Below are 21,821 nucleotides of genomic sequence, written 5' to 3'. Positions count from 1 at the left end.
TTGCAGGCCAATAATGACAGGTATCGCCGCGAAGACGCTCCTTCACGCTCTGACCCGGGCCCCCACCCCCTCGCGAGGCAGCAACAGACAGGCGGCGAGCGCCAGCACCGAAGCGAACCCCAAAAAGCCAAAGACCAGCTGGAACCCACCCTGAAAGGCGCCCGATTGAGCGAGCGGCATGCCCACCAAGACGGCGCACACCTGGCCCCCAAGCGCACCACCAATATTGCGAATCATGTTATTCATGCCGGTTACGGCGCCGGTCTCACTCGCCGGAATCGCCGGCATGATGAGGTTGGTGATCTGCGCGAAAAAGAGCCCGACCCCGAGACCACCCACGACCGAGAGCACGATGATCGCGGTGAATGAGTTGTTCCAGAACGCGAGACCTCCGAAGCCCAGCGTCGAAAGAATCGCGCCACCCAACACCCCTGAGCGTGAGCCAAAGCGATGAGCCACATAGCCAGCAATACTTCCCGTCACGAGAAACACGAGTGTTTCGGGCAAGAGCACGAGGCCGGTGACCGTCACTGATGCGCCCAGGCCGTACCCCGTTGAGGCAGGGGCCTGCAAAAAAGCAACGAGAAACGTGTTCGACGCAAACATGACGATACCGAAAAGAAACGCGACCACGTTGCCAATCATGACGGTTCGGTGTCGCATCGTACGAAGGTTAATGAGCGGGTAGTGACACCGGTTCTCCCACATAAACCAGAGGAGGAACGAGACAAGAAAACCTGCGGTAAGGCTGAGCACCGGCACGCTCAGCCAGCCAGCCTCGTTACCGATGGTGCTTGCGTACAGCAACTGCACGATCCACACGGTCAGCAGCACGATACCGATCCAGTCGGTTGGCTGCTTGCGACCGGAGTCACCCACGGGAATGACCACGAAGACGGCGAGGGTTACAAGCGCGCCGACCGAAGAGATGATCCAGAACAGTGAGTGGTACCCAAACAACTCGGTAACCGGGCCCACAACGAGCACCCCGATACCACTGCCCACAGCCATGACCGATGAGAGACCACCAATCGCGCCTGCAACCTTGAGAGGCGCAAATCGCTCGCGAATAATGCCGTATGCGAGCGGGAAAATTCCCCCTCCAAGCCCCTGCAACATTCGAGCGGCGACAAGCCATCCGAAGCTGTCGGTCATTGCCGCAACAACAGCACCCGAGCAAAAGGCAACCATGGTGATGCGTAGCATCACGCCGCGGCCGAAACGGTCGCCAAGTTGACCGATGAGTGGCGTCGCAACCGCAGCGACCACAAGATACCCGGTGATGAGCCACGTCACCTGTTCCTGCCCGATACCAAAGCGATCACGGAGAAAGGGCATCAACGGGGTGACAATCGACTGCAACAGCGAAAAGAACAGCGTCGCGGTGATGAGCACCCCGTAGATGCCCCGTGTTGGCTTCTGCCCCATCGCCTAGAGCAAGTCTTTGCCGGGGATAGAACCAAGCAACTGCTTTGTATATTCGTGTTGCGGGTGCAAGAAAAGCTGTTCGGCCTCGCCCCGCTCGACAACTTCACCACGACGCATGACAAGCACCTCACTCGCGATAAGCCTCACCACAGCAAGGTCGTGAGAGATGAAGAGGTAGCTCAAACCAAGCTCACGCTGCAACTCAGTGAGCAACTCGAGAATCTGTGCCTGCACAAGCACGTCAAGCGCCGACACCGGTTCGTCACAGATCACCACTTCTGGATTAAGCGCGAGTGATCGAGCAATGGCGATGCGTTGCCGCTGCCCGCCCGAGAGTTCAGATGAGTAACGGTCAAGGTAGCTTTCGGGCAGCGAGACGAGGTCGAGCAACTCGCGCGCCCGTGTTTTACGCTCTTGCGCGGTGCCAATGCGATGCACAAGCAAGGGTTCCATGAGTACCTGCTCGATCGAGGCCATGGGGTTAATTGACGAGTAGGGATCTTGGAAAATTGGCTGCATTCGACGCCTTGCTTTTTTCAGCTCGGCTCCGCTCAACGACGCAACGTTTGTCCCGGCAAAATCGATCGATCCGCTATCGGGGGTTTCGAGACGGAGCACCATGCGGGCCGTCGTCGATTTGCCCGAGCCAGACTCACCGACGATGGCGAGCGTCTCAGCCGGCGCAAGGTCGAAGCTGACGTCGTTGACCGCCATAAACTTGCTTCGTTTGCGTGTTGACGAGTCTCGAACGGTGTAGCTTTTACGCAGTTCACGCACCGAAAGAATGGGCGGCGTCGTGTGCGTCATCGACTGGCTCTGAGCTGGTTCAGCTCTGCCAGCGAGCCTCGCCGTTGCGAGCGATGGAGCCGACATCACGAGACGCTGGGTATATTCATGCTGCGGGTTCTGCAAAATCTCCCGGGCCTGCCCCTGTTCTACGACCTCGCCACGATACATGACGATCACTTTCTCGCACCGTTCTGCCGCAAGACCAAGATCGTGCGTGATAAGAATCATCGACGTGCCGAGCTCAGTAGTAAGCCGCTCAAGATTATCGAGAATCTGACGTTGCACGGTCACGTCGAGGGCCGAGGTTGGTTCATCGGCAATGAGTAGCTCAGGCTCACACGAGAGTCCAATGCCGATCAGGACGCGCTGACGCATCCCTCCAGAAAACTCGTGCGGATACTGCCCGAGACGGGCCGAAGCGTCTGAGAGTCCCGCTTTTTCGAGAGCGTCGATCGCCCGAGCCTTTGCGTTGGCCTTCGTTGCCTTTTTGTGGATCAGCAACGTTTCAGTGATCTGATTGCCCACGGTCAGGACCGGGTTCAGGTTTGACATGGGATCTTGGGGCACGAGACCGATGCGTGATCCGCGAATCTTTTGAAATTCTTTCTCGCTCATCTTTGCGAGGTCTCGGCCCTGGAACATGATTTCACCGTTAACGACTTTGCCGTTACCCGCGAGCAAGCCAAGCACCGCGTTCATCGCGGTAGTCTTGCCAGAACCAGACTCACCAACAATCGCGAGAGTCTCGCCTCGGCGTAGATCAAAGGAAACGTGCTCAATCGCATTGACGGTGCCCATCTCGGTCTCAAAATCAACCGCGAGGTCTTTCACCGAGAGAATCATATCTGCGTGTTCGTTCGTAGTCATCGCTACACCCCCGAGATCTTCACGGCACGCGAATCGTTGTAGCGCATGCCAATAATGGTTGCCGACAGCACGAGCATAAGAATCATGAGCGACGGAAACATGGTTTGCCACCAGGCCGAGACGAGCACCCCGTCGCGCTGCGCGCTCTGCAAGATGCGGCCCCATGACCAGGTGTTCGGGTCGCCAAGACCCAAGAAGCTGAGGCCTGCCTCAGAGATCACCGCGCGGGCACCGGTGAGCAGCGCGTTGACGATGAGCAACGGGCTCACCATGGGGAGCACCTCTTTCCACATGATGCGCCCCGATGAGGTGCCCAGCGCCCTCGCACCGTCAACGAAAGGCAGTTCAACGACCGTGAGCGCGTTCGAACGAATCAGACGAGTAATCTCAGGCCATGAGAAAAACCCAATCACGAGAGTAAGCGTCACGATGCTCGGCCCCACGAGTGCGGTAACCACGATCATGAGGGGCAGCACGGGAAGTGAGAGCATCACATCGGTAATCGTTGTGATGATCGGGTCAAGCCGCTTAAAGTATGCGGCGAGCACACCGAGCGCAGCGCCGATGGTCACCGCGATGAGCCCGGCGCACAAGGCAACCAAAAGACTCATCCTGGTGCCCCACACCACCTGAGCGAAGACGTCGAGCCCGAGACCATCAGTGCCAAACCAGTGCGCGGCCGATGGCGGTTGCAAAACGTCAGGACCGTAACCGGTTGGATACGGCACAACCATTGGGCCAAAAATGCCGAGCAGGGCAAAGGCCACCACGATACCCATCGTGATCCACCCCACTGGGGCTGAGAAAAAACGTTTCCACGTACGCTGGCGAGGCGTCAAGCGTTTCGGGCTCAGAGGAGCCTGAAAGAGTCCGGTTGCTGAGGCGGTCATGCCCGCACCCCCGTTCGAATCTTCGGGTCAAGCCCGATGCAAATGAGGTCTGTAATAAGGTTCGCGACAACCACCGTGATCGCGAGAATAATGAAAGCTCCCTGCAAGACGGGAAAGTCTTGTCGCAGGACAGACTGGTAAATGAGCGAGCCGACGCCCGGGTATGCAAACACGGTTTCAGTGAGCACCGCGCCGCCAATAAGCGTGCCAAGTTGCAGGCCCATGAGTGTTACGGCTGGAATGATCGCATTGCGCAAACCATGTTTCCAGATAATCGTCTGGCGCGGAACGCCACGACTGCGGGCGCTCCGAATATAGTCAGATCCGAGAATTTGAGCCATATTCGTACGCACTGTGAGCGCATAGGGACCAATCTGAATGAAGGCAAGCGAGGCGAGTGGAAGCGCTAAGTGCCGCATGACACTGCCGAAGGCCCCCGAGGTTCCCTCAAGGTCTGACGAGACGGCACCACCGATCGGAAACCAGCCAAGGTTCAGCGAGAAGATCACGAGCAGTAAGACCGCCACGCTCGGCACAAACATTGCTTGGCCTGCGAGCCCGAAGAAACGCAGCCCCTGGTCTGGCCAGCCACCAGCCCGAACCGCAGCGTAGACACCGAGCGGAATGCCGATGAGTGCCGTCACCACGAATGCTGAGCCGGCGAGCAACAGCGTCCACGGAATGCGCGACATGAGCACACCCGTAACATCTGACTGCGAATAGAACGAAGTGCCGAGATTGCCCTGCAGAAGCTGCCACAAGAAATAGACGTACTGCACGATAAGGGGCTTGTCGAGCCCATAATCTTCAAGCATCTTCGCTTCGAGTGCCGGGTCGTTCACCCCCTCGAGCATGAGCTGAGTAGGACCACCGGGAAGCAGCCGAAGCAAGAAGAAGGTGAGAGTGACCGCGATGAGCACGGCGAGAATAGCCCGCCCAATGCGGGTGAGAACGTATCGAAACATTGAAATTCCTCAGGTCGATATGGGGCGTGACGAATACCACTCGCCACGCCCCATAGAGAAGCCGTTGCTACTTGTTTTGCGTGACCTGGGCGAGCGAGTAACCGTCGACCATGGTTGACGTCTCGACCGCAGTCGGCACGTAGCCGGTGAAGCGGCTCGTATTCGACGCACTGTTCAGGTGCTCGACGTACAACGGCAGCATGAACGCTTGCTCATGGATATGCTTCGCGGCAGCTTTGACCGCGTCGATATAGTCCTGCTCGTTCGTCGCGGTTTGCGCTTTCGCAAGCAGGTCGGCCCCGACCGGGTCTTCGGTGAAGTTATAGTTCAGGCCCGAAGGGTTACTCGGGTCAAACTGCATGAAGAGGTTCGAGCTCGGTGAGTTGAGCTGATTGAGCTTGTGAATATAAAGGTCAAACTCACCCGCTTTCGCAGACGCAAGCGAAGTAGCACGCTCGGCACACTTGATGTCTACCGTAATATCGGCTGGGGCAAGCATGTCTCGCACGAGCTGCGCGCTCTTTGCGTGGTTAGCGTTGCCCTGGTCGCAGGTGAGCACCAACGTCGGGCTTTCGTAGCCGGCGTCAGCGAGTACCTTCTTGACCTCATCGGCCGTGCTCTTGTGAGCCGTAATATCTGGCTGGTACTCGGTGAAGGCCGGAATAACCGGCCCGACGCCAGTCTCGGCCTGCCCCTGCAGCACGTTGGTCACGATAGCGTCAGTGTCGATCAGCCCCGAAATTGCAGCACGCACCTCGGGAACGCTGAGCGGCCCCTCAGAGGCGTTGAACGTGAGCTTGGTGAAGTTCAGTGCCGTGTCAGCCTTCGTGATCTCAATGTTCTTCTGTTTCTCAAGCTCACCGAGTGCAGACGAGGGTACAACCGGGGCCATCAGGTCGATATCGTTGTTTCGCAGTGCCAGCTGCATCGTGTTGATATCACCGTAAATCTGAAATTCGATGCCCTTAACAGCGTCATTTCCTTCGGCACGTAGCGGGTAATGCTCGTTCGGAACAAAGGTGTACCGTTGCCCCGCAACGACCTTGTCGAGCGTGTAGGCGCCACCCGAAACCCAGCGCTCGGGCTCGTTCTCAATGCTGAACTCTTGCAGGTTTGGCACGTCTTCAAACACGTGCTTTGGCAGCACCGAGGTACTCTGGGCCATATCGATGCCCCAGCCGTATGAAGGCTGCCTGAGCTGAATGACCGCCGTGTGGTCATCTTCAATCGTGGTTGATTCGTAGTTGCCAATGAACGATACGCCCGAGAGCAATTTGTCGTCGCGCATACGGTCCAGCGTGAACTCGACGTCAGCAACGGTGATCGGTGTGCCATCACTCCACGCGAAGTCGGGATTCAACTTCATAGTGACTTGCGAGCCGTCTTCAGAAGGCTCGACCGAATCAGCGAGGTGCGGAACGTACTGACCGTCAGAGGTCGCCCGCAGGAGAATCGGGTACATCTGGCTCATCACCCAGATGTCGGTGATCGAAACTGAGCTGATCGGGGTCCAGTTCACGACCTCGGTGCTCGTACCGATGCGCACCATGCCGTTACCGAGGTCACCGCCTCCTGATGAGTTGCCGTCTTGGCCGCCAGGGTCAGCCGAGCACGCGGTGAGCACCAGCGCCGAGGCCGCGAGCATTGCGACTCCGGCCTTTTTCCAGAAATGTGAACGCTTCATTGCGTTTCCTTTCGAGTGTAAAGGTGGGGTATTTTTCAGTTCTATTTGACCTGTTTGCCGGCTTGGAACACGTGGGTGATGTTCGCTGGGTCGCCCAAGCCGTGTGGGTTCGTGATGGGGTTAATCGAGGTCACGGCAAGGTCAGCGATCATGCCCTGGCGGATCACACCGCGGGTTTCGTGTACCCCGAGTAGCCGCGCGGCCGACGAGGTACCCGCCTGAATTGCCGTCATCGGGTCAAGCCCCAGATCGACCATGAGGCCAATCTCTCGCAGGTTCTGCCCGTGAGGCACCACGCCGCAGTCGGTACCGAGCGCGACCTTTACCCCGGCCGCGAAGGCCTTTGACACGTTCTCTTGAAGCTGCGCCCGTACTCGATTCTTCTTTTCAACCGCATACGGCGTCGCCTTTTTGGGGTCGGGCGGGGTGGTGCCCGTGGTCAGCGTGGGTACGAGCCAAGCATCTTTCTCAAGCATGAGTTCGATGCCTTCGTCATCGATGAGATAGCCGTGCTCGATGCTCTTGATGCCCGCCCGCAGCGCATTCTTAATGCCTTCTGCACCCTGGGCATGGGCCGCCACATAAATGCCTCGATTATTAGCCTCTTGCACGATAGCGTGCATCTCATCGATACCAAGGCCCACGTGTTCTGGGGCGTCACGGGGGCTCCAAACACCGCCCGTGGCCATAACCTTGATCACACCTGCGCCAACGCGAATGAGCTCTCTCGAGACGCGTTTCGCTTCGGTTACGTCATCAGCAATGTTCGGCAGCACTCCGTCGCGGCCCGCGTGGTACCCAAACGGAACGCTGAGAGTACGAAAATCAGAGTGCCCTGCGGTTGGCCCAACGGCCGAAACCGCGGTTACGATGTTCGGGCCGCGCACGAGCCCCTGCTGCACGGCAAGAACTGCCGAGTAGTCGGTTCCGGCAAGATCTCGCACCATGGTGACGCCCGCGTCGAGGGTCACCCCCAGGTTCCACACACCGCGATAGATGCCCATGGTTTCGGGCTCGTGGAGTGTGCTTGCTGGGTTGAGGCCACCGGTCGACGAGAGGTGCACGTGGGCATCCATAAAGCCCGGCAACAGGGTCTTGCCAGTGAGATCAATTTCGGTGTCTGCAGCTCCAGGCGCTTCGGCCTCAGCGCTCGGCCCCACCCACACGATACATTCGTCTTCGATGATTACGGTGAATTGCTGGTGAACTTCGATAGAATCACCATCAACCACAGTGGCGTTTGTTAAGAAAGTACGCGCTTGACGTTCTGACATTCGTTCCTCCTGGCTTCATTGCATGGATTCGCTTAGTGATGTGGGCTTATCCTGACGAAACATTGCAGTTGCCGTCTTACTGCGTTGCGAAGTCGCTGGAAAGTACCGATTGGTCTCATAAGAAACCGGATAATCTACCGATTGGGAGTTGCACATTGTGGTAAAACAGATATCCCTCGACGACATCGATGGCAAGATTCTTCACGCCCTGCAAATCTGGCCGCGAGCGGCATGGTCAGATATTGGTCGTATTCTCACGATTGACCCGATGACCGCGTCACGCCGCTGGGCGAGACTCACTGACGCTGGCGTAGCGTGGCTTTCGTCATATCAAATGGGGCAAACCACGTTCGCCCTCGACCTCAACCCCAAAGCCCCGCTGCTCAACGCTGTGATCGAACTTCAGGTCAAGGCGAAGTTTCTGGTTCGAACTATCGAGAGCCTCAAACGCTTCCCTGAGCTCCGTATGATGCGTCTCACACTCGGTGAATGGAACGTCTCGCTCGATTGGACTGGAAGCCGCATGGACGAGCTTGAGCGGTTCATTCACGACCGTCTCGCCCAGATACGAGGTATTCGCGCAACTCGTTCGTTCACCGTTGTTCAGGTGCCCATCGAGGGATCGTCATGGCGTTATGACGCACTGAGCTCCGAACAAGAAGAGGCGGTTATCAGGCTCATGCGCGAAGACCTCTACGATGCTTCGCCCCCGACTGAACGCTGGCATGAAATCGATAATCTCATTGCTGACTTCATTCGCGAAGACGCCCGTATGAGCTTTACTGAGATGGCGAAACGAGCAAACACCACGGTCGTTCGGGTAAAGCGCCACCTTACCCATCTGCTTCGCGACAGAGACCTGGTGATTCGCTGCGATCTCTCTCGCAGCTATTCGCAGCGCCCGGTCACTCTTCGCGTGTTCGCGCAGGTGCCACCCAACGAGCTTCGCAGCGCTTTTCAGGGCCTTGCACGGCTGCCCGAGGTACGCTCCTGCTCACTGCTCGTGGGCAAGTACAACCTCATGATCAATGCTTGGCTCGGGTCTATGCAAGACGTTCCCACGTTTGAGGCACGTCTGGCCCAAGACATTCCCCAGCTCACCGTCACTGAGCGCGACATCGTGGTGCGCCTCATCAGGCATGGTTGGGTCGACATGAATGAACGAGGGTTAAAAAACGTGATGCCGCCGCAACCCTAAGTTGCGACGGCATCACGGGGAGCACACTATGCGGGCTAAGCGTCGTACCGGCGAATAAGCGCCGCGAGCGCCTGGCCGCCGCCAATGCACATCGTCACGACCGCGTACTCGAGGTCGCGGCGGTGCAGGTCAAGCGCAGCACGCACGGTGAGAATCGCGCCGGTCGCGCCGACCGGGTGGCCGAGGGCGATCGCGCCGCCGTAGGGGTTCACCTTTTCGGGGTCGAGGCCCGCGTCACGCACGACAGCAACCGCCTGGGCGGCGAAGGCCTCGTTGACCTCGAACACGTCGACGTCAGCCGGAGTGAGCCCGGTGCGCTTCCAGAGCTTCTCGAGCGCGATCACGGGGGCATAGCCCATGAGCTCGGGTTCGAGGGCCGCGGTCGCGACCGCTTCGAGGGTCACGAGACCCTTGAAGCCGCGCTCGCGCACGTCTGACTCGCGCATGAGCACGGTTGCGGCGCCACCGTCGTTGATGCCCGACGAGTTGCCCGCGGTCACTGAGCCCTCGGGGTCGAAGGCTGGGCGCAGACCACCGAGCACCTCAAGCGTTGTGCTCGGCTTCGGGTGCTCGTCGGTCGAGACCTCGACCGGCTTGCGGCCGCCCGACGAGACCGCGACGATCTCTTCGGCAAACGCGGCCTTCGCGGCTGCCGAGTCAGCACGACGCTGCGACTCGAGCGCGAACTCGTCTTGCATCTCACGGCTAATGCCGTACTTGTTGGCGACGTTCACCGCGGTGAAACCCATGTGCTTCTTGCTGAACGGATCGGTAAGAATCGCGAGGGTGCCGTCGAGCAGCTTCCGGTCTCCAAGGCGAGCATTGCCACGGGAACCGAACTCGATGAACGGCGTGCGCGACATCGACTCGTTGCCGCCGGCTACGGCGACGTCGAGGCCGCCCTCGCCTCCATCCCACAGGAGTTCTTGCGCTGCCGACCAGATGGCCTGCAGACCCGATCCGCACAAGCGGTTCACGTTGAACGCAGGAACCGAGCGGTCGAGGCCTGCTTCGAGTGCCACGCGACGCGCGTTGTAGGCGTCGGGGCCAACCTGCGAGATGCAGCCCATGACGACCTCGCCAACCTCGGCGGGCGCAACCCCGGAGCGCTTCAACGCCTCGACGGTGGCTGCCGCTCCGAGCTCGTACGCATCGACCTCGGCGAGCGATCCGCCGAATGAACCGATGGGGGTGCGGGCACCGCCAACGATGACGACTTTCTCTTTCGCGGCCATGGCTATGCCCCGGCCTCTGCCTCGCGCTGCTGCGCCTCAAGATCGGCAGCGGTCGCGACGTAGCCATCGATGTGGCGCTCGTCGGGTCCGTTGTACGCCGAGAGTGGGCGAATGAGCGCGTTCGACTGGGTCTGCTCCATAATGTGCGCGGTCCAACCCGTCACGCGTGAGGCGATGAAGAGCGGGGTGAAGGTGAGCACGTCGAAGCCGATGAGGTCATACGCCGGGCCCGAGGGGTAGTCGAGGTTCGGGTAGATGCCCTTGCGGCTCACGAACTCACCTTCGAGCGCGTCGTACATCGCGAGCACGTCGGGGCGCTCGTAGTGATCGACGAGGCGGTCGAGCGCCTGCTTCATCGTGGGCACGCGCGAGTCGCCGCGCTTGTACACGCGGTGGCCGAAACCCATGATCTTGCGCTTCTCGGCGAGTGCCTTGTCGAGCCACGGCACAACGTTGTCGGCCGACTCGATCTCGTTGAAAATGTGCAGCACGGCCTCGTTCGCCCCACCGTGCAGCGGGCCCTTGAGCGCGCCGATCGCACCGACGACGGCCGAGTAGAGGTCTGAGAGCGTCGAGGTGATGACGCGTGCAGTGAAGGTCGACGCGTTGAACGAGTGCTCTGCGTAAAGAATCATCGACTGGTTGAAAGCCTCAACCACGACGGGTTCGGCCTCTTCACCAAAGGTCATCCACAGGAAGTTCGCTGCGTAGTCGAGGTCGTCGCGGGCGGGCACGATCGCTTCGCCACGGCGGCGGCGCTGCCCGTACGCAACAATCGCGGGCAGGGCTGCAAAGAGGCGGATCGAGCGGTCGAGATTCTCTTCAGGACTTCCCGCGGCGTCGAGCACCGATCCCGAGCCAGAGGTATCTGAGGCACCGATCACCGAGACTGCAGTGCGCACCTCGTCCATCGGGTGAGCATCGAGCGGCAAAAGGTCGATCGCGGCCTTGACGTTCGGCGCGAGCTCACGGTGCTGGCGCTCTTTGGCGCGCAAAGCTGCGAGCTGCGTGTCGGTCGGCAGCTCACCATTCCACAGCAGAAACGCGACGGCCTCGAACGGCTGGGTCGCCGCGAGCTCCTGCACGGGGTAGCCGCGGTAGAGCAAGCTGTTGGTCTCGGGGTTGACCTTCGAGACGGCCGTGTAATCAACGGTGACGCCTGCGAGGCCCTTATGAATTTCGGCTTCTGCCATGATCGCTCCTTTGCGTAAGGTGTCGTACTACGCGTACTTCGGTGAGGGGTTGGCCGATCGTTTCCCTCATGCCACCGTATCGCGGAGTGACCCGGTAAAGCGAGAAAAACGACCGAGCGGTGCCGGGGGCGCAGCGCTCCTCCGCTACGCCCCCGGCACCGCGGGGTCTTCGGTGTTACTTCTTGACCTCGAAGTTGAACACGCTGGTGTCGAAGTGGTTATATGCCTCGTAATCGATGAGCTCGTAGAGGTCAGCACGGTGCTGCATCTCGTCAAGCTTCGAGGTGAGGTGGCCCTCTTCGTTGAGCGTATCGAGCGCGCGGCCCGTCGCACCCATCGCGATGCGCAGCATCGAAACCGGCCAGATGACGATGTTCACGCCGATTGCGGCGAGCTCTTCACTCGAGAAGAGGTCGCTCTTACCGAACTCGGTCATGTTCGCGAGAATCGGCACATCGAGGGCGTCGCGCATGGCCTTGAACTCGTCGAGCGAGCGCATGGCCTCGGGGAAGATCGCGTCGGCGCCAGCCTCGACGAGGGCCTTCGCGCGGGCAATCGCCGCGTCCATGCCCTCGGCTGCACGAATGTCGGTGCGGGCCATGATGAGAAAGTTCTCGTCACGGCGCGCGTCGACGGCGGCGCGAATGCGCTTGATGGCGGTGTCTTCGTCAACGACAGCCTTGCCATCGAGGTGACCGCAGCGCTTCGGGTTGATCTGGTCTTCGATGTGGCAGCCAGCGAGCCCCGCATCTTCGAGCGTCTGAATCGTGCGGGCCACGTTCATGGGCTCGCCGAAGCCGGTGTCGGCATCAACGATCGCGGGCAGCTCGGTCATGCGCGCGATCTGCTGCGCGCGGCCAGCAACCTCGGTGAGGGTCGTGAGCCCAATGTCGGGCAGGCCGAGATCGGCCGAGAGCACGGCTCCCGAGATGTAAACCCCGTCGAAGCCCTTCTCTTCAATCAATCTTGCCGAGAGCGGATTGAACGCGCCGGGAAAGCGCAGCAGCTCGCCCGAGTTCAGCTTCTCTCGAAAGATGCGGCGCTTCTCGGCCGGGGTGGTCTTTGCATACAGCATTAGAAGAGTCCCTTCGGTGCTGCTGCGAGGTCGAGCAGGCCCGACTTCGCAACGATGTTGAGTTCCTGCACCTCGGCGGCGCTGAGCTCGGGCAGGCGCTGAACGAGCTCAAGGAAGCGCTCAATCTCAGCCTGCTCAAGTACCGGCTCGGCGAGCAGACGGAACTTGGCAATGTAGTTCTCACGCACGAACGGCTTTGCGCCGAGGGGGTGTGCGTCGGCTACAGCGATCTCGTCGACGATCTTGGTGCCGTCGGTGAGCACGATCTCAACGCGGCCGCCGAAGGCCTTCTCGTTGGGGTCGATTGAGTGGTAGCGGCGGGTCCACTCGGCGTCTTCCGCCGTCGTGATCTTGTTCCACAGCGTTACCGTGTCTTCGCGACCCGCACGCTCAGGCGTGTACGAGTCGACGTGGTGCCAGCCACCGTCTTGCAGCGCGACCGCGAAGATGTAGGGAATCGAGTGGTCGAGCGTTTCACGTGAAGCGGTCGGGTCATACTTCTGCGGATCGTTCGCGCCCGAGCCAATCACGTAGTGCGTGTGGTGGCTCGTGTGAATGACGATCGACTCGACTGCCGCGCCGCCCTGCAGCTCAGGGTGCTCGGTGTGCAGCTTGCGCGCGAGGTCGATGAGGGCCTGCGCCTGGTACTCGGCCGAGTGCTCCTTGGTGTAGGTGTCGAGAATCGCTCGCTTCGCCTCGCCCTTCGCGGGAAGTGGCACCTCGTAGGCAGCCTCGGGGCCGTCGAGCAGCCACGCGATGACGCTGTCTTCACCCTCGTAGATGGGGCTTGGTGAGGTCTGCCCGCGCATTGCGCGGTCGACTGCTTCAACGGCCATCTTGCCGGCGAACGCGGGAGCGTGTGCCTTCCAGGTCGAGATCTCACCCTTGCGGCTCTGGCGGGTCGCGGTCGTGGTGTGCAGTGCCTGCGAAACGGCCTGGTAAATGGTCGTTGCGTCGAGCCCGAGCAGGGTGCCGATGCCGGCAGCCGCTGAGGGGCCGAGGTGTGCGACGTGGTCGATCTTGTGCTTGTGCAGGCAGATCGCACGCACGAGATCAACCTGAATCTCGTAGCCGGTCGCGATGCCGCGAACGAGCGCGCGGCCGTCGGCACCGACGTGCTGGGCTACCGCGAGAATCGGAGGAATGTTATCGCCCGGGTGCGAGTACTCCGCTGCCAGGAAGGTGTCGTGGTAGTCGAGCTCGCGAACCGCGACGCCGTTTGCCCACGCGGCCCACTCGGGGCTCGTGCGCTCTGCGTTTTCAACGCCGAAGATCGTCGCGCCCTTGCCTCCGGTCGAGGCGGGGTGCGAGAGGGCCTGTGCGCGTGACGCGATGATGGGGCCACGGTTCAGCGAAGCGGCAGCCACCGACGCGTTGTCGATGATGCGGTTGATGATCATGTCAACGACATCGGCCTCGACCTCGACGGGGTCGACGGCGACCTCTGCGATTTTCCAGGCGAGCTGGCCCTCGCGGGGCAGATCCTCTTCACTCTTGTATACGCGTACGTGATGATTCACGGTCATGATGCTGCTCCTTCTGCTAGCGATTGAAGAATTGAAGTCAGTGCGTTGTGCAGGTGCACGTGCGTCGCGTGGGCCGCGAGGTCGGGGTCGCCCGCCGCGATGGCCTCGGCGATGAGTCGGTGCTCGGCGACCGAGCTCTCGAGCCGCATGTGGTTGTCGCGGGCGAGCTGCCTGGCTCGCACGAGATGGGTGCGGATCACTCGCAACGCCGACACGAGATACGAGTTGTCGACCGCGACGTCGAGCGCCCGATCGAAGCGCCGAATGAGCTCGTAGTACTCATCGATGTTCGTTTCGCTCGACACCTGTACGGCGCCGAAGTCGGCAGCGAGACTCGCAAACTCGTCGCGGTCTGCCCGCTGGGCGCCGAGCCTCGCCGCGGTCTCCTCGAGTGCACGACGCGCCTCGAACAGCCGGCGAATGTCGGCGGCGTCGAACCCCGTCACGACGGTCGTGCGCGGTGACTGCTGCTTCGCGAGCCCGTCGGCGATAAGCCTGCCGATCGCCTCACGCATGGGCGTGCGGCTGACGCCGAGCCGCGTGGCCTGCTCGACCTCGCCGAGCACGGTGCCGGGGGCGAGCTCGCCACTCTGAATTTCAGACACCAGTGTTGCGTAGGCTCTGTCGCCCGCCCGCATTTCCTTCACTAGCTTCATACCTCCAGTGTATACACTAATGCGCAAAAGTACAGCGGTTCATGAAGAATTCACGTTTAGCGCATACACAGGGTGGGCGTTCGCGGACGAGGGTGCGGCTGGCGGTACGACGCTACGGGTGCGGCGGGTGCGGGCGCGGCCGGCCGGCGCTGCGGCCGTTTGCACCCCTTTTTCGCGTTTACTTGACGAAAAGCAGGGTGTTTTCGCTGAAACACCCTGCTTTTCGTCAAGTGGATCGGCGGCGGGCAGGCGCGACCGCCCAAAGCGAACGACGTCGACACAACGTCGCGACCAGATACGGCGCGGGCGACCCAACCGACTACGGGACGACCAGCACAACCGGCTCGGCGACGCACGCGGGGCGATCCGCACCCTCGATCTCGATCGTGACCGCGAAGACGATCTGCACGCCTCGGTCGCTGGGCTCGACCGAGGCGATGCGACCGTGCGCACGCACTCGCGAGCCCACGGGAACGGGCGCCGGGAAGCGCACCCGATTGAGCCCATAGTTGAGCAGCATCGTCACGCCCTCGATACGGTAGAGCTCGCCGAGCATCGCCGAGATGAGGCTCAGCGTGAGGTATCCGTGGGCAATCGTCGAGCCGGCCGGCGTCTCGGCCGCGCGCTCGGGATCGACGTGGATCCACTGCCGGTCATTGGTTGTTTCGGCGAACGCGTCGATGCGAGCCTGGTCGATCGTGTGCCACGCTGAGAAGCCGAGGTCGTCGCCCGCGGCGGCCTCGAGCGCGGCGGCGCCGGTGAAGACCCTCATGATGTCGGCCCGCCCGCGACGTAGAGCACCTGACCCGAGGTGTAGCTCGCGCCCTCGCTCACGAAGAACGCGACGGCGTGGGCAATGTCTTCGGGGCGGCCGGTGCGCGCGACCGGAATCTGCTTGGCAGCCGCGGCGAGGAAGTCGTCGAGCGGCATGCCGACGCGCTCGGCGGTCTGGGCAATCATGTCGGTCTCGATGAAACCGGGGGCGATCGCGTTGACAGTGACGCCGAACTTGCCGAGCTCAATCGCGAGGGTCTTCGTGAAGCCCTGCAGCCCGGCCTTCGCCGCCGAGTAGTTCGCCTGGCCTCGGTTGCCGAGCGCCGAGGTGCTCGAGAGGTTGACGATGCGCCCCCAGCCAGCCTCGGTCATGTGGCTTTGTACGGCGCGGCTCATGAGGAAGGATCCGCGCAGGTGCACGGTCATGACCGAATCCCAGTCGTCGGCCGTCATCTTAAACAGCATATTGTCGCGAATGATGCCTGCGTTGTTGACGAGCACGGTCGGGGCGCCGAGCTCTGCGGCGACGCGCGCCACGGCGTCAGCAGCCGACTGTTCATCGCCGACGTTCGCCCCGACGGCGAGCGCCCTGCCCCCGGCAGCGGTGATCGCGTCGACCGTTTCGGCGCAGGCGGCCTCGTCGAGGTCGAGCACGGCAACGGCAAAACCCTCTGAAGCGAGGCGTTTCGCGGTGCTCGCGCCGATGCCCCGCGCGGCCCCGGTCACGATTGCGGTCTTGGTGTTCGTGGTCGTCGTGGTGGTCATAGATACTCCTTTGTACGGTACAGATCGTGGTGTGGGGTGCTAGCGCGGCCATGCGACCGCAGGCCGCGGCGCGTTACGAGAGACGCTCGATCACCATCGCCATGCCCATTCCGCCGCCAACGCACATGGTCTCGAGGCCGAACTGCTTGTCGTGCCACTGCAACGAGTTGATGAGCGTACTCGTGATGCGCGCGCCCGTCATGCCGAAGGGGTGGCCGACGGCGATCGCGCCGCCGTTGACGTTCAGGCGATCTTCGTCGATGCCGAGCGCTCTGGCCGAGCCAATAACCTGGGCGGCGAAGGCCTCGTTGATTTCGACGAGGTCAATGTCGCCCATGCTGAGCCCGGCGAGGCTGAGCGCCCGCTTCGAGGCTTCGACCGGGCCGAGACCCATGATCTCGGGCGAGAGGCCCGAGACGCCGGTGCTCACGATGCGAGCGAGCGGCGTGAGGCCGAGTTCTTTCGCCTTGGTGTCACTCATGATGACGAGCGCGGCGGCCCCGTCGTTGAGGGGGCAGCAGTTGCCCGCGGTCACGGTGCCGTCTGGGCGAAATACCGGCTGAAGCTCACTCACCGCCTCGAGGGTCACGCCAGCGCGCGGGCCGTCGTCGCGGCTCACGACGCTGCCGTCGGGCAACGTGACCGGGGTAATGTCGCGCTCCCAGAAGCCGCTCGCGATCGCCTGCTCAGCGAGGTTCTGGCTGCGCACCCCAAAGCGATCCTGGTCGGCGCGGCTGATGCCCTCTGACTGGGCGACGTTCTCGGCCGTCTGCCCCATCGCAATGTACACGTCGGGCAGTTCGCCAGACTCGCGCGGGTCGATCCACCGCTCACCGCCCGCGGCAAAGCGCTCGGTGCGCTTCATCGCGTCGGCGAAGAGCGGGTTTTCGGTTCCGGGGCTCGAATCGGCCGCGCCGTTGCCGAAGCGGCTCACGGTCTCGACGCCGGCCGAGATGAACACGTCGCCCTCGCCCGCGCGAATCGCGTGCATCGCCATGCGCGTCGTTTGGAGGCTGCTCGAGCAGTAGCGGTTCACGGTTGTGCCGGGCACCGAGTCCATGCCCGAGAGCACCGCCACGACGCGCGCCATGTTGAAGCCGCCCTCGCCGGCTGGCGATCCGGTGCCGAGCATGAGGTCGTCAATGTCGTTCGGGTCAAGCCCCGGAACCTTCGCGAGCGCCGCCTGCACCATTTGCACGGTGAGGTCGTCGGGTCGCATGTCGATGAGCGAGCCCTTGAACGCACGGCCAATCGGCGAACGGGCGGTTGAAACGATAACGGCTTCTGGCATGGTGACTCCTCTAGTCGGTTTCTGTGTCGTCAGGCGCGCTTCGCTGCGCGTCCTGTTCATTCAGTCCCATTCCCGAGATCCAAATCTCGGCGATGGTGCGCGTTGCATCGGCGGTTGACACGTCGGTCAGCCCGCTCCCGTTCATCGCGAAGCGCTGAAAGGCATAAAACTCGGTCATGCTGCCGAGCATCTCGGCCGCAATCTGCGGATCAATATCGTCGCGGATCACCCCCAGCCGCACCCCACGTCGCAACGAGCGGGCGATGCGTGCGTAGAAGGCTCGCTTCGTCTCGTCCCAGAACGCGGCGACCTGAGCGTCGGTTTGCGACATCTCGACGAGCACCCCGAGCACAGCCCGGTGCTCGTCGTAAAACTCGAAGTACTTGTGCGTCGATTCGAGCACCGAACGCTTCGGGTCTGATTCGTCGAAGGGGCTGCGAATAAACTCGGCCATCTCGTCGATCATTTCGCGCATGAGTTCGAGCGTGATCTGGTGGCGATCGGTGAAGTAGCGGTAGAACGCGCCGGCCGAGAGCCCCGCGTTCGAGGTGATGTCGGTGATGCGCATGTTGGCGTAGCCCTGGGTGGCGAGGAGCTGCTCGGCAGATCGCAGCAGCCTGAGCCTCGTCTCGCGGCCCTTCTCGGTGAGGGTGCGTTGCTCAGTCATCAAGCCTCCCTTGGCCGATACCCCGGGCCCTCAGACAGTCGTCGCCGGGCCAACCCGTAAAAGTGAAAACACTTTCACGTTTGCACGCTACCGCAGAGCGGCGGCGTTCACAAGGGCCCCGGGAGGCATCGCCGGTGGCCTCTCAGCTACGCTGCAGCGGCCGGGCCCGTGGCAGCGTCCAGAGCGCTAGCACCAGCCACAGCGCAAAACCGCCGAACACCCCGAGCATTCCGGGGCCAGCACCACGCTCGACGACCTGCTCGGTCGTGAGGCCTCGGGCGACGGCCAGCGAGAGCACGAGCCCCGTCATGACGGCCCCGGTGACCCCGACGAGGGCAGCGCTAAAGCCTCGCGACAGCCTGGTCCACTGCCACCCCCAGGCCATTGCTACGGTGCCGAGCATTGCCGCGAGCGCCGCGAAGCTCGCGCCGAACACCCACGACGAGATGATGTCGGCCGGGGCCGAGAAGCTCGTCGCGCCGCCTCCCTGCCAGTGCGAAGGAATCTCACCGGGCAGGTCTTGCCACGACAGCGCGAGACGCCACCCGAGCAGCACGATGAGGGCCGGCGCGACCACCCCGGCGAGCACAATGCGCGCCTTCTCGAGGGTTGAGAGCCCAGACCCCGCGGCGCCGTTCGTTCCGGGGCCGCCGACCCCTGCCCCGCCGGTCACTCGCCCACCTCAGAGGTCGCGTTCGTGCCGAGGCCTTTGCCATCGCCCCGCCGCTTGCTCGCGTCAAGGAGCCCTTGCATAACGCTCACCGGCTCTTCGGGGCGTTCGAGCGTCACGGCAAAGAGCTTGCCGTTGGCCTGCGTCACCACGAACCCCGGCCCCTGTTTGAGCACGATCGCCGAGCGGCCCGGGGCGATGCGATAGCCCCAGCCGCCCCACTCGCCCGGGTTGATCTCGGCGACCTCGGCCTTCACGATCTGCGCCGGTGAGAGCCGCTTGATCGGAAACCCGAAGAGGCCAGACGTGACCCTGAGGCCCCGCCAATCGACACTCACCCGGTACACGCAAAAGGCCGCGACCAAGAGTACGACGAGCACCGCAACAATGACGCTCCAGTGCAGGTGCGAGATGCCCTCGGTCATGATCACCGGAATATAGATGGCAGCCTGCAGCACCGTGAGCAGAATCGTCATGATGACGAACATTTTCGAGACAATGGTGCGGCTCCATGAGGCAACCTCGCCGGGCTCGAGTTCAACCGGCTCGACCTCAGCATCGGCGACAACCTCGATCGCGGGGTTGTCGATCTTGGGGTAGATCACGAGTGGCAACAGGCCGTACGCCGGGGCAAGCATGAGCAGCGCAAACCATGCACCGAGCTCGACCGTGTAGGGATCGGTGACGCCACGGGAGGGAGCGGCCGAGGTGATCCACATCGCAAGCGGGTAAAAGGCGACCGCCCCAATCACACCCGCGGTCGCTCGCTGCACCCACTTGCCCCGCACGGGAGCCACGATCATCACGGTTCCGACGATGGCCGCGGCGAGCGAGATGCCGAGCATCCAGCCGAAGAACGGGCCGGCAGCACTCGCACCGTCGGCCGGACCGCTCGCGCCCCAGTGCGTGGGTAACTCGGCTGGCAGCTCGGCGATCCACAGCGATCTTGTCACGATCAGGGCTACCGCTGGCAGCCACATCGTGAACACAATGAACAGCTTTCGCGTGGTGCTCATGCGAGCGGTCATGCGGGGTCTCCCATCATTCGGTCAATACTCCGGTGTATCTCGCTCGCCGAGAGACCGAGCTTCTTGGCCTCGTCGACCAGCTGGGTGGTCAGTTCGTTGATGCGCACGAGCATGGCGTTGGCATCATTGCACACGAAGGCACCCCGGCCCTGGCGCATCTCGATGATGCCCTCATCGCGCAGTTGCTGGTAGGCGCGCAGCACGGTGTGCATGTTGATCTTGAGCGAGCGCGCGAGGTCGCGGGCAGGCGGCAGGCGCTCGCCCGCCTCGAGCTCGCCAGAGGCAACCGCGGCGCGCACCTGCACCGCGATCTGCTCGGCAAGCGACACCTCGGCGTCAGGCCGCAGTCGAAAAAGCATGTTCTATACCCTCACTCGAGTCGTCATGAGACGGTGAACCAGTCTGAAAAACGCATGCGGGCCTCGGCATCGCTCCACCCGAGCACCGCGGCAGCCGCGCGGTTGCCGCGCACGCAGGCGCGAAGCGACCAGACGATGCACCAGAGCGATGAGCCGAGGATCACGACAGCCATACCCCACGCAAGCGTGTCTGCCGAGACCGGCCCGAAGACGCCGAGCGAAACGGCTGCGCCTGCGAGGCATGCGACTGCGGCCGCCCAGAGCCCGTAGCCTGCGCGGCGAGTGAGCGGTGCGCCCTCTCGTTGCGCTACGAACCAGGCCTCGTCAGAGACCAGGGCAGCTTTCGTGCGAATACCGACCAGGTAGTTTCGTTCGAGCTCACCGCGAGCGCTTCGCCCAGCGAGCCGAACCATGAACAGGCCAGCGCCGCCGAGCCCAAGCACCCCAACCATCACCCCAATGACGGCGGTCACTGGGCGTCGCCCTGCGCCGGCGTGGGATCGCCTGCTGTCTGATCTTCGAGTGAAGCCGCATCGGCACGAGGGGCAAACTTGCCCGCCGCGACGATCGCGATGAGGGCGATACCGGGAATGATCCACCCGCTCCAGCCGGTCACGTTGGCGTGCAGGGGGTTGTAGGTTCCGTTTTCAGCAATGAAGACGAATACGAGCGTTGCCGCGGCGTTGAGCGAGCTGTGCGCAAGCGCCGCCGGCCACACCGAGCCGCCTCGCAAGCGGAGCCAGCCGAAAATGCCGCCCACAATCGTGCTCATCACGACCATGGCGACGAGCGCGAGCCAGCCGGGCGTGCCCGGATAGTTGTAGCCGAGCAGTACCGCGGGGGCGTGCCAGAGGCCCCAGATCACGCCCGAGATCACGATCGCTGGCCACGGGCCAAAGCGCATGAGCTTGGGCAGGAGCCAACCGCGCCAGCCGATCTCTTCGCCGAGAGCCGGGATGAGGTTGATGAAGAGCACCGCGATGATGAAGTTCACGAACTGCAGGGCCACGAGCGCGCCTATGGGCATGGGCAGTTCGCTCACGCCGACCTGCGCGAGCTGCATCTCGGTGAGCTGCTGAAAGCCCGAGAAGGTGATGAAGTCGGCGGGAAAAACGCCGAAGAGTGAGCCGAGCCAGAGGCCGCCAACGCAGATGATGACCGGAATGAAGAGCGCACCAACGAGGCTCAGCACGAGCGGCTTCACGGGCTTCAAAGGAACGAGGCCGAGCGCCCGCGCCTTGTGCTTCGGCCGCTCGATAAAAAAGACGACGACGAGCGCGGCGACGGTCGGCACGAACATTGTGATGACGAGTATCAGTCTCGCCGACGGCTCTTCGAGACCGTTGCCCAGCCAGAGCGGCAGCGCGAGCAGCCACGCAAGGCCATAGGTGATGATGAGAAAGACGGTGAGTGAGCGGCGCAGCGACATGTTCTATATGTTATGCGAACAATGTCTCATTTGTCGAGAACGTTTCTGCGCCGCCCCT

The 21,821-nt window shown here is 62.3% G+C and carries 21 protein-coding genes; 1 reads left to right on the top strand and 20 read right to left on the bottom strand.

Translation table 11 applies throughout. From position 1 onward, the window contains the following. Positions 1 to 42: 42 nt before the first annotated feature. The 6 genes from KTJ78_RS12275 to KTJ78_RS12250 all read right to left on the bottom strand — a co-directional run bounded on the left by KTJ78_RS12275 (position 43) and on the right by KTJ78_RS12250 (position 7,897). The gene (locus tag KTJ78_RS12275) at positions 43 to 1,428 is read right to left on the bottom strand and encodes an MFS transporter (RefSeq protein WP_217136217.1); all 1,386 of its coding nucleotides are present in this window, start codon (positions 1,426 to 1,428) and stop codon (positions 43 to 45) included. 3 nt (positions 1,429 to 1,431) lie between these two features. Beyond that, positions 1,432 to 3,084, bottom strand: a complete 1,653-nt coding sequence (locus KTJ78_RS12270; protein WP_217136216.1) for a dipeptide ABC transporter ATP-binding protein — start codon at positions 3,082 to 3,084, stop codon at positions 1,432 to 1,434. 2 nt (positions 3,085 to 3,086) lie between these two features. Further along, on the bottom strand, positions 3,087 to 3,974 hold the full coding sequence (locus tag KTJ78_RS12265; RefSeq protein ID WP_217136215.1) for an ABC transporter permease: 888 nt from the start codon (positions 3,972 to 3,974) through the stop codon (positions 3,087 to 3,089). Further along, a complete protein-coding gene (locus KTJ78_RS12260) occupies positions 3,971 to 4,939 on the bottom strand; it encodes an ABC transporter permease (RefSeq protein WP_254259676.1) in 969 nt (322 codons plus the stop codon). Before KTJ78_RS12260 ends, KTJ78_RS12265 begins: the two co-directional genes overlap by 4 nt. Positions 4,940 to 5,006: 67 nt before the next feature. Further along, positions 5,007 to 6,623: an ABC transporter substrate-binding protein gene (locus KTJ78_RS12255; protein ID WP_217136213.1), complete on the bottom strand. Its 1,617-nt coding sequence runs from the start codon at positions 6,621 to 6,623 to the stop codon at positions 5,007 to 5,009. Positions 6,624 to 6,664: 41 nt separating this feature from the next. Next, positions 6,665 to 7,897, bottom strand: coding sequence for a metal-dependent hydrolase family protein (locus KTJ78_RS12250; RefSeq protein WP_217136211.1), 1,233 nt, complete (start codon positions 7,895 to 7,897; stop codon positions 6,665 to 6,667). A 157-nt stretch (positions 7,898 to 8,054) separates the two neighbouring features. Here KTJ78_RS12250 and KTJ78_RS12245 point away from each other — a divergent pair, with 157 nt between their 5' ends. Then, positions 8,055 to 9,095, top strand: coding sequence for an Lrp/AsnC family transcriptional regulator (locus KTJ78_RS12245; protein WP_369808095.1), 1,041 nt, complete (start codon positions 8,055 to 8,057; stop codon positions 9,093 to 9,095). A gap of 35 nt (positions 9,096 to 9,130) precedes the next feature. On the opposite strand, the gene KTJ78_RS12240 is transcribed toward KTJ78_RS12245, so the two are convergent. From KTJ78_RS12240 to KTJ78_RS12175, 14 genes are all read right to left on the bottom strand, one after another. Beyond that, complete coding sequence (locus KTJ78_RS12240; protein WP_217136207.1) at positions 9,131 to 10,330, bottom strand: thiolase family protein; 1,200 nt, start codon at positions 10,328 to 10,330, stop codon at positions 9,131 to 9,133. Positions 10,331 to 10,332: 2 nt separating this feature from the next. Next, on the bottom strand, positions 10,333 to 11,523 hold the full coding sequence (locus KTJ78_RS12235) for a bifunctional 2-methylcitrate synthase/citrate synthase (RefSeq protein WP_217136205.1): 1,191 nt from the start codon (positions 11,521 to 11,523) through the stop codon (positions 10,333 to 10,335). A gap of 175 nt (positions 11,524 to 11,698) precedes the next feature. After that, positions 11,699 to 12,598, bottom strand: a complete 900-nt coding sequence (gene prpB / locus KTJ78_RS12230; RefSeq protein ID WP_217136203.1) for a methylisocitrate lyase — start codon at positions 12,596 to 12,598, stop codon at positions 11,699 to 11,701. Further along, complete coding sequence (locus KTJ78_RS12225) at positions 12,598 to 14,124, bottom strand: MmgE/PrpD family protein (protein ID WP_217136201.1); 1,527 nt, start codon at positions 14,122 to 14,124, stop codon at positions 12,598 to 12,600. The genes prpB and KTJ78_RS12225 overlap by 1 nt, the downstream gene beginning before the upstream one ends. Next, positions 14,121 to 14,762, bottom strand: coding sequence for a GntR family transcriptional regulator (locus KTJ78_RS12220; protein WP_217136387.1), 642 nt, complete (start codon positions 14,760 to 14,762; stop codon positions 14,121 to 14,123). Before KTJ78_RS12220 ends, KTJ78_RS12225 begins: the two co-directional genes overlap by 4 nt. Positions 14,763 to 15,099: 337 nt before the next feature. Then, positions 15,100 to 15,552 (bottom strand): MaoC family dehydratase, encoded by a 453-nt coding sequence (locus tag KTJ78_RS12215; protein WP_217136199.1) that lies wholly within the window; start codon positions 15,550 to 15,552, stop codon positions 15,100 to 15,102. Continuing rightward, a complete protein-coding gene (gene fabG / locus KTJ78_RS12210) occupies positions 15,549 to 16,319 on the bottom strand; it encodes a 3-oxoacyl-ACP reductase FabG (RefSeq protein WP_217136196.1) in 771 nt (256 codons plus the stop codon). Before fabG ends, KTJ78_RS12215 begins: the two co-directional genes overlap by 4 nt. A 73-nt stretch (positions 16,320 to 16,392) precedes the next feature. Further along, positions 16,393 to 17,610 carry an acetyl-CoA C-acetyltransferase gene (locus KTJ78_RS12205; RefSeq protein WP_217136195.1) on the bottom strand — a complete coding sequence of 406 codons (1,218 nt, stop codon included), beginning with the start codon at positions 17,608 to 17,610 and terminating at the stop codon, positions 16,393 to 16,395. Between the two features lie 10 nt (positions 17,611 to 17,620). After that, positions 17,621 to 18,277, bottom strand: coding sequence for a TetR/AcrR family transcriptional regulator (locus KTJ78_RS12200; RefSeq protein WP_217136192.1), 657 nt, complete (start codon positions 18,275 to 18,277; stop codon positions 17,621 to 17,623). 142 nt (positions 18,278 to 18,419) lie between these two features. Beyond that, entirely contained in the window at positions 18,420 to 18,950 is a 531-nt protein-coding gene (locus KTJ78_RS12195) for a hypothetical protein (protein WP_217136190.1), read from the bottom strand. Next, the gene (locus KTJ78_RS12190) at positions 18,947 to 19,975 is read right to left on the bottom strand and encodes an SdpI family protein (protein ID WP_217136188.1); all 1,029 of its coding nucleotides are present in this window, start codon (positions 19,973 to 19,975) and stop codon (positions 18,947 to 18,949) included. The genes KTJ78_RS12195 and KTJ78_RS12190 overlap by 4 nt, the downstream gene beginning before the upstream one ends. Next, positions 19,972 to 20,334: a GntR family transcriptional regulator gene (locus KTJ78_RS12185; RefSeq protein ID WP_217136186.1), complete on the bottom strand. Its 363-nt coding sequence runs from the start codon at positions 20,332 to 20,334 to the stop codon at positions 19,972 to 19,974. The genes KTJ78_RS12190 and KTJ78_RS12185 overlap by 4 nt, the downstream gene beginning before the upstream one ends. A gap of 23 nt (positions 20,335 to 20,357) precedes the next feature. Next, entirely contained in the window at positions 20,358 to 20,807 is a 450-nt protein-coding gene (locus tag KTJ78_RS12180; protein WP_217136184.1) for an SdpI family protein, read from the bottom strand. After that, complete coding sequence (locus KTJ78_RS12175; RefSeq protein WP_254259675.1) at positions 20,804 to 21,763, bottom strand: CPBP family intramembrane glutamic endopeptidase; 960 nt, start codon at positions 21,761 to 21,763, stop codon at positions 20,804 to 20,806. Before KTJ78_RS12175 ends, KTJ78_RS12180 begins: the two co-directional genes overlap by 4 nt. Positions 21,764 to 21,821: the final 58 nt, after the last annotated feature.

The sequence above is a fragment of the Leucobacter chinensis genome (assembly GCF_019049105.1).
Classification (GTDB): Bacteria; Actinomycetota; Actinomycetes; order Actinomycetales; family Microbacteriaceae; genus Leucobacter_A; species Leucobacter_A chinensis.
Note: the sequence above shows the minus strand (reverse complement) of the source record. Positions and strands in the feature narration are given on the sequence as shown.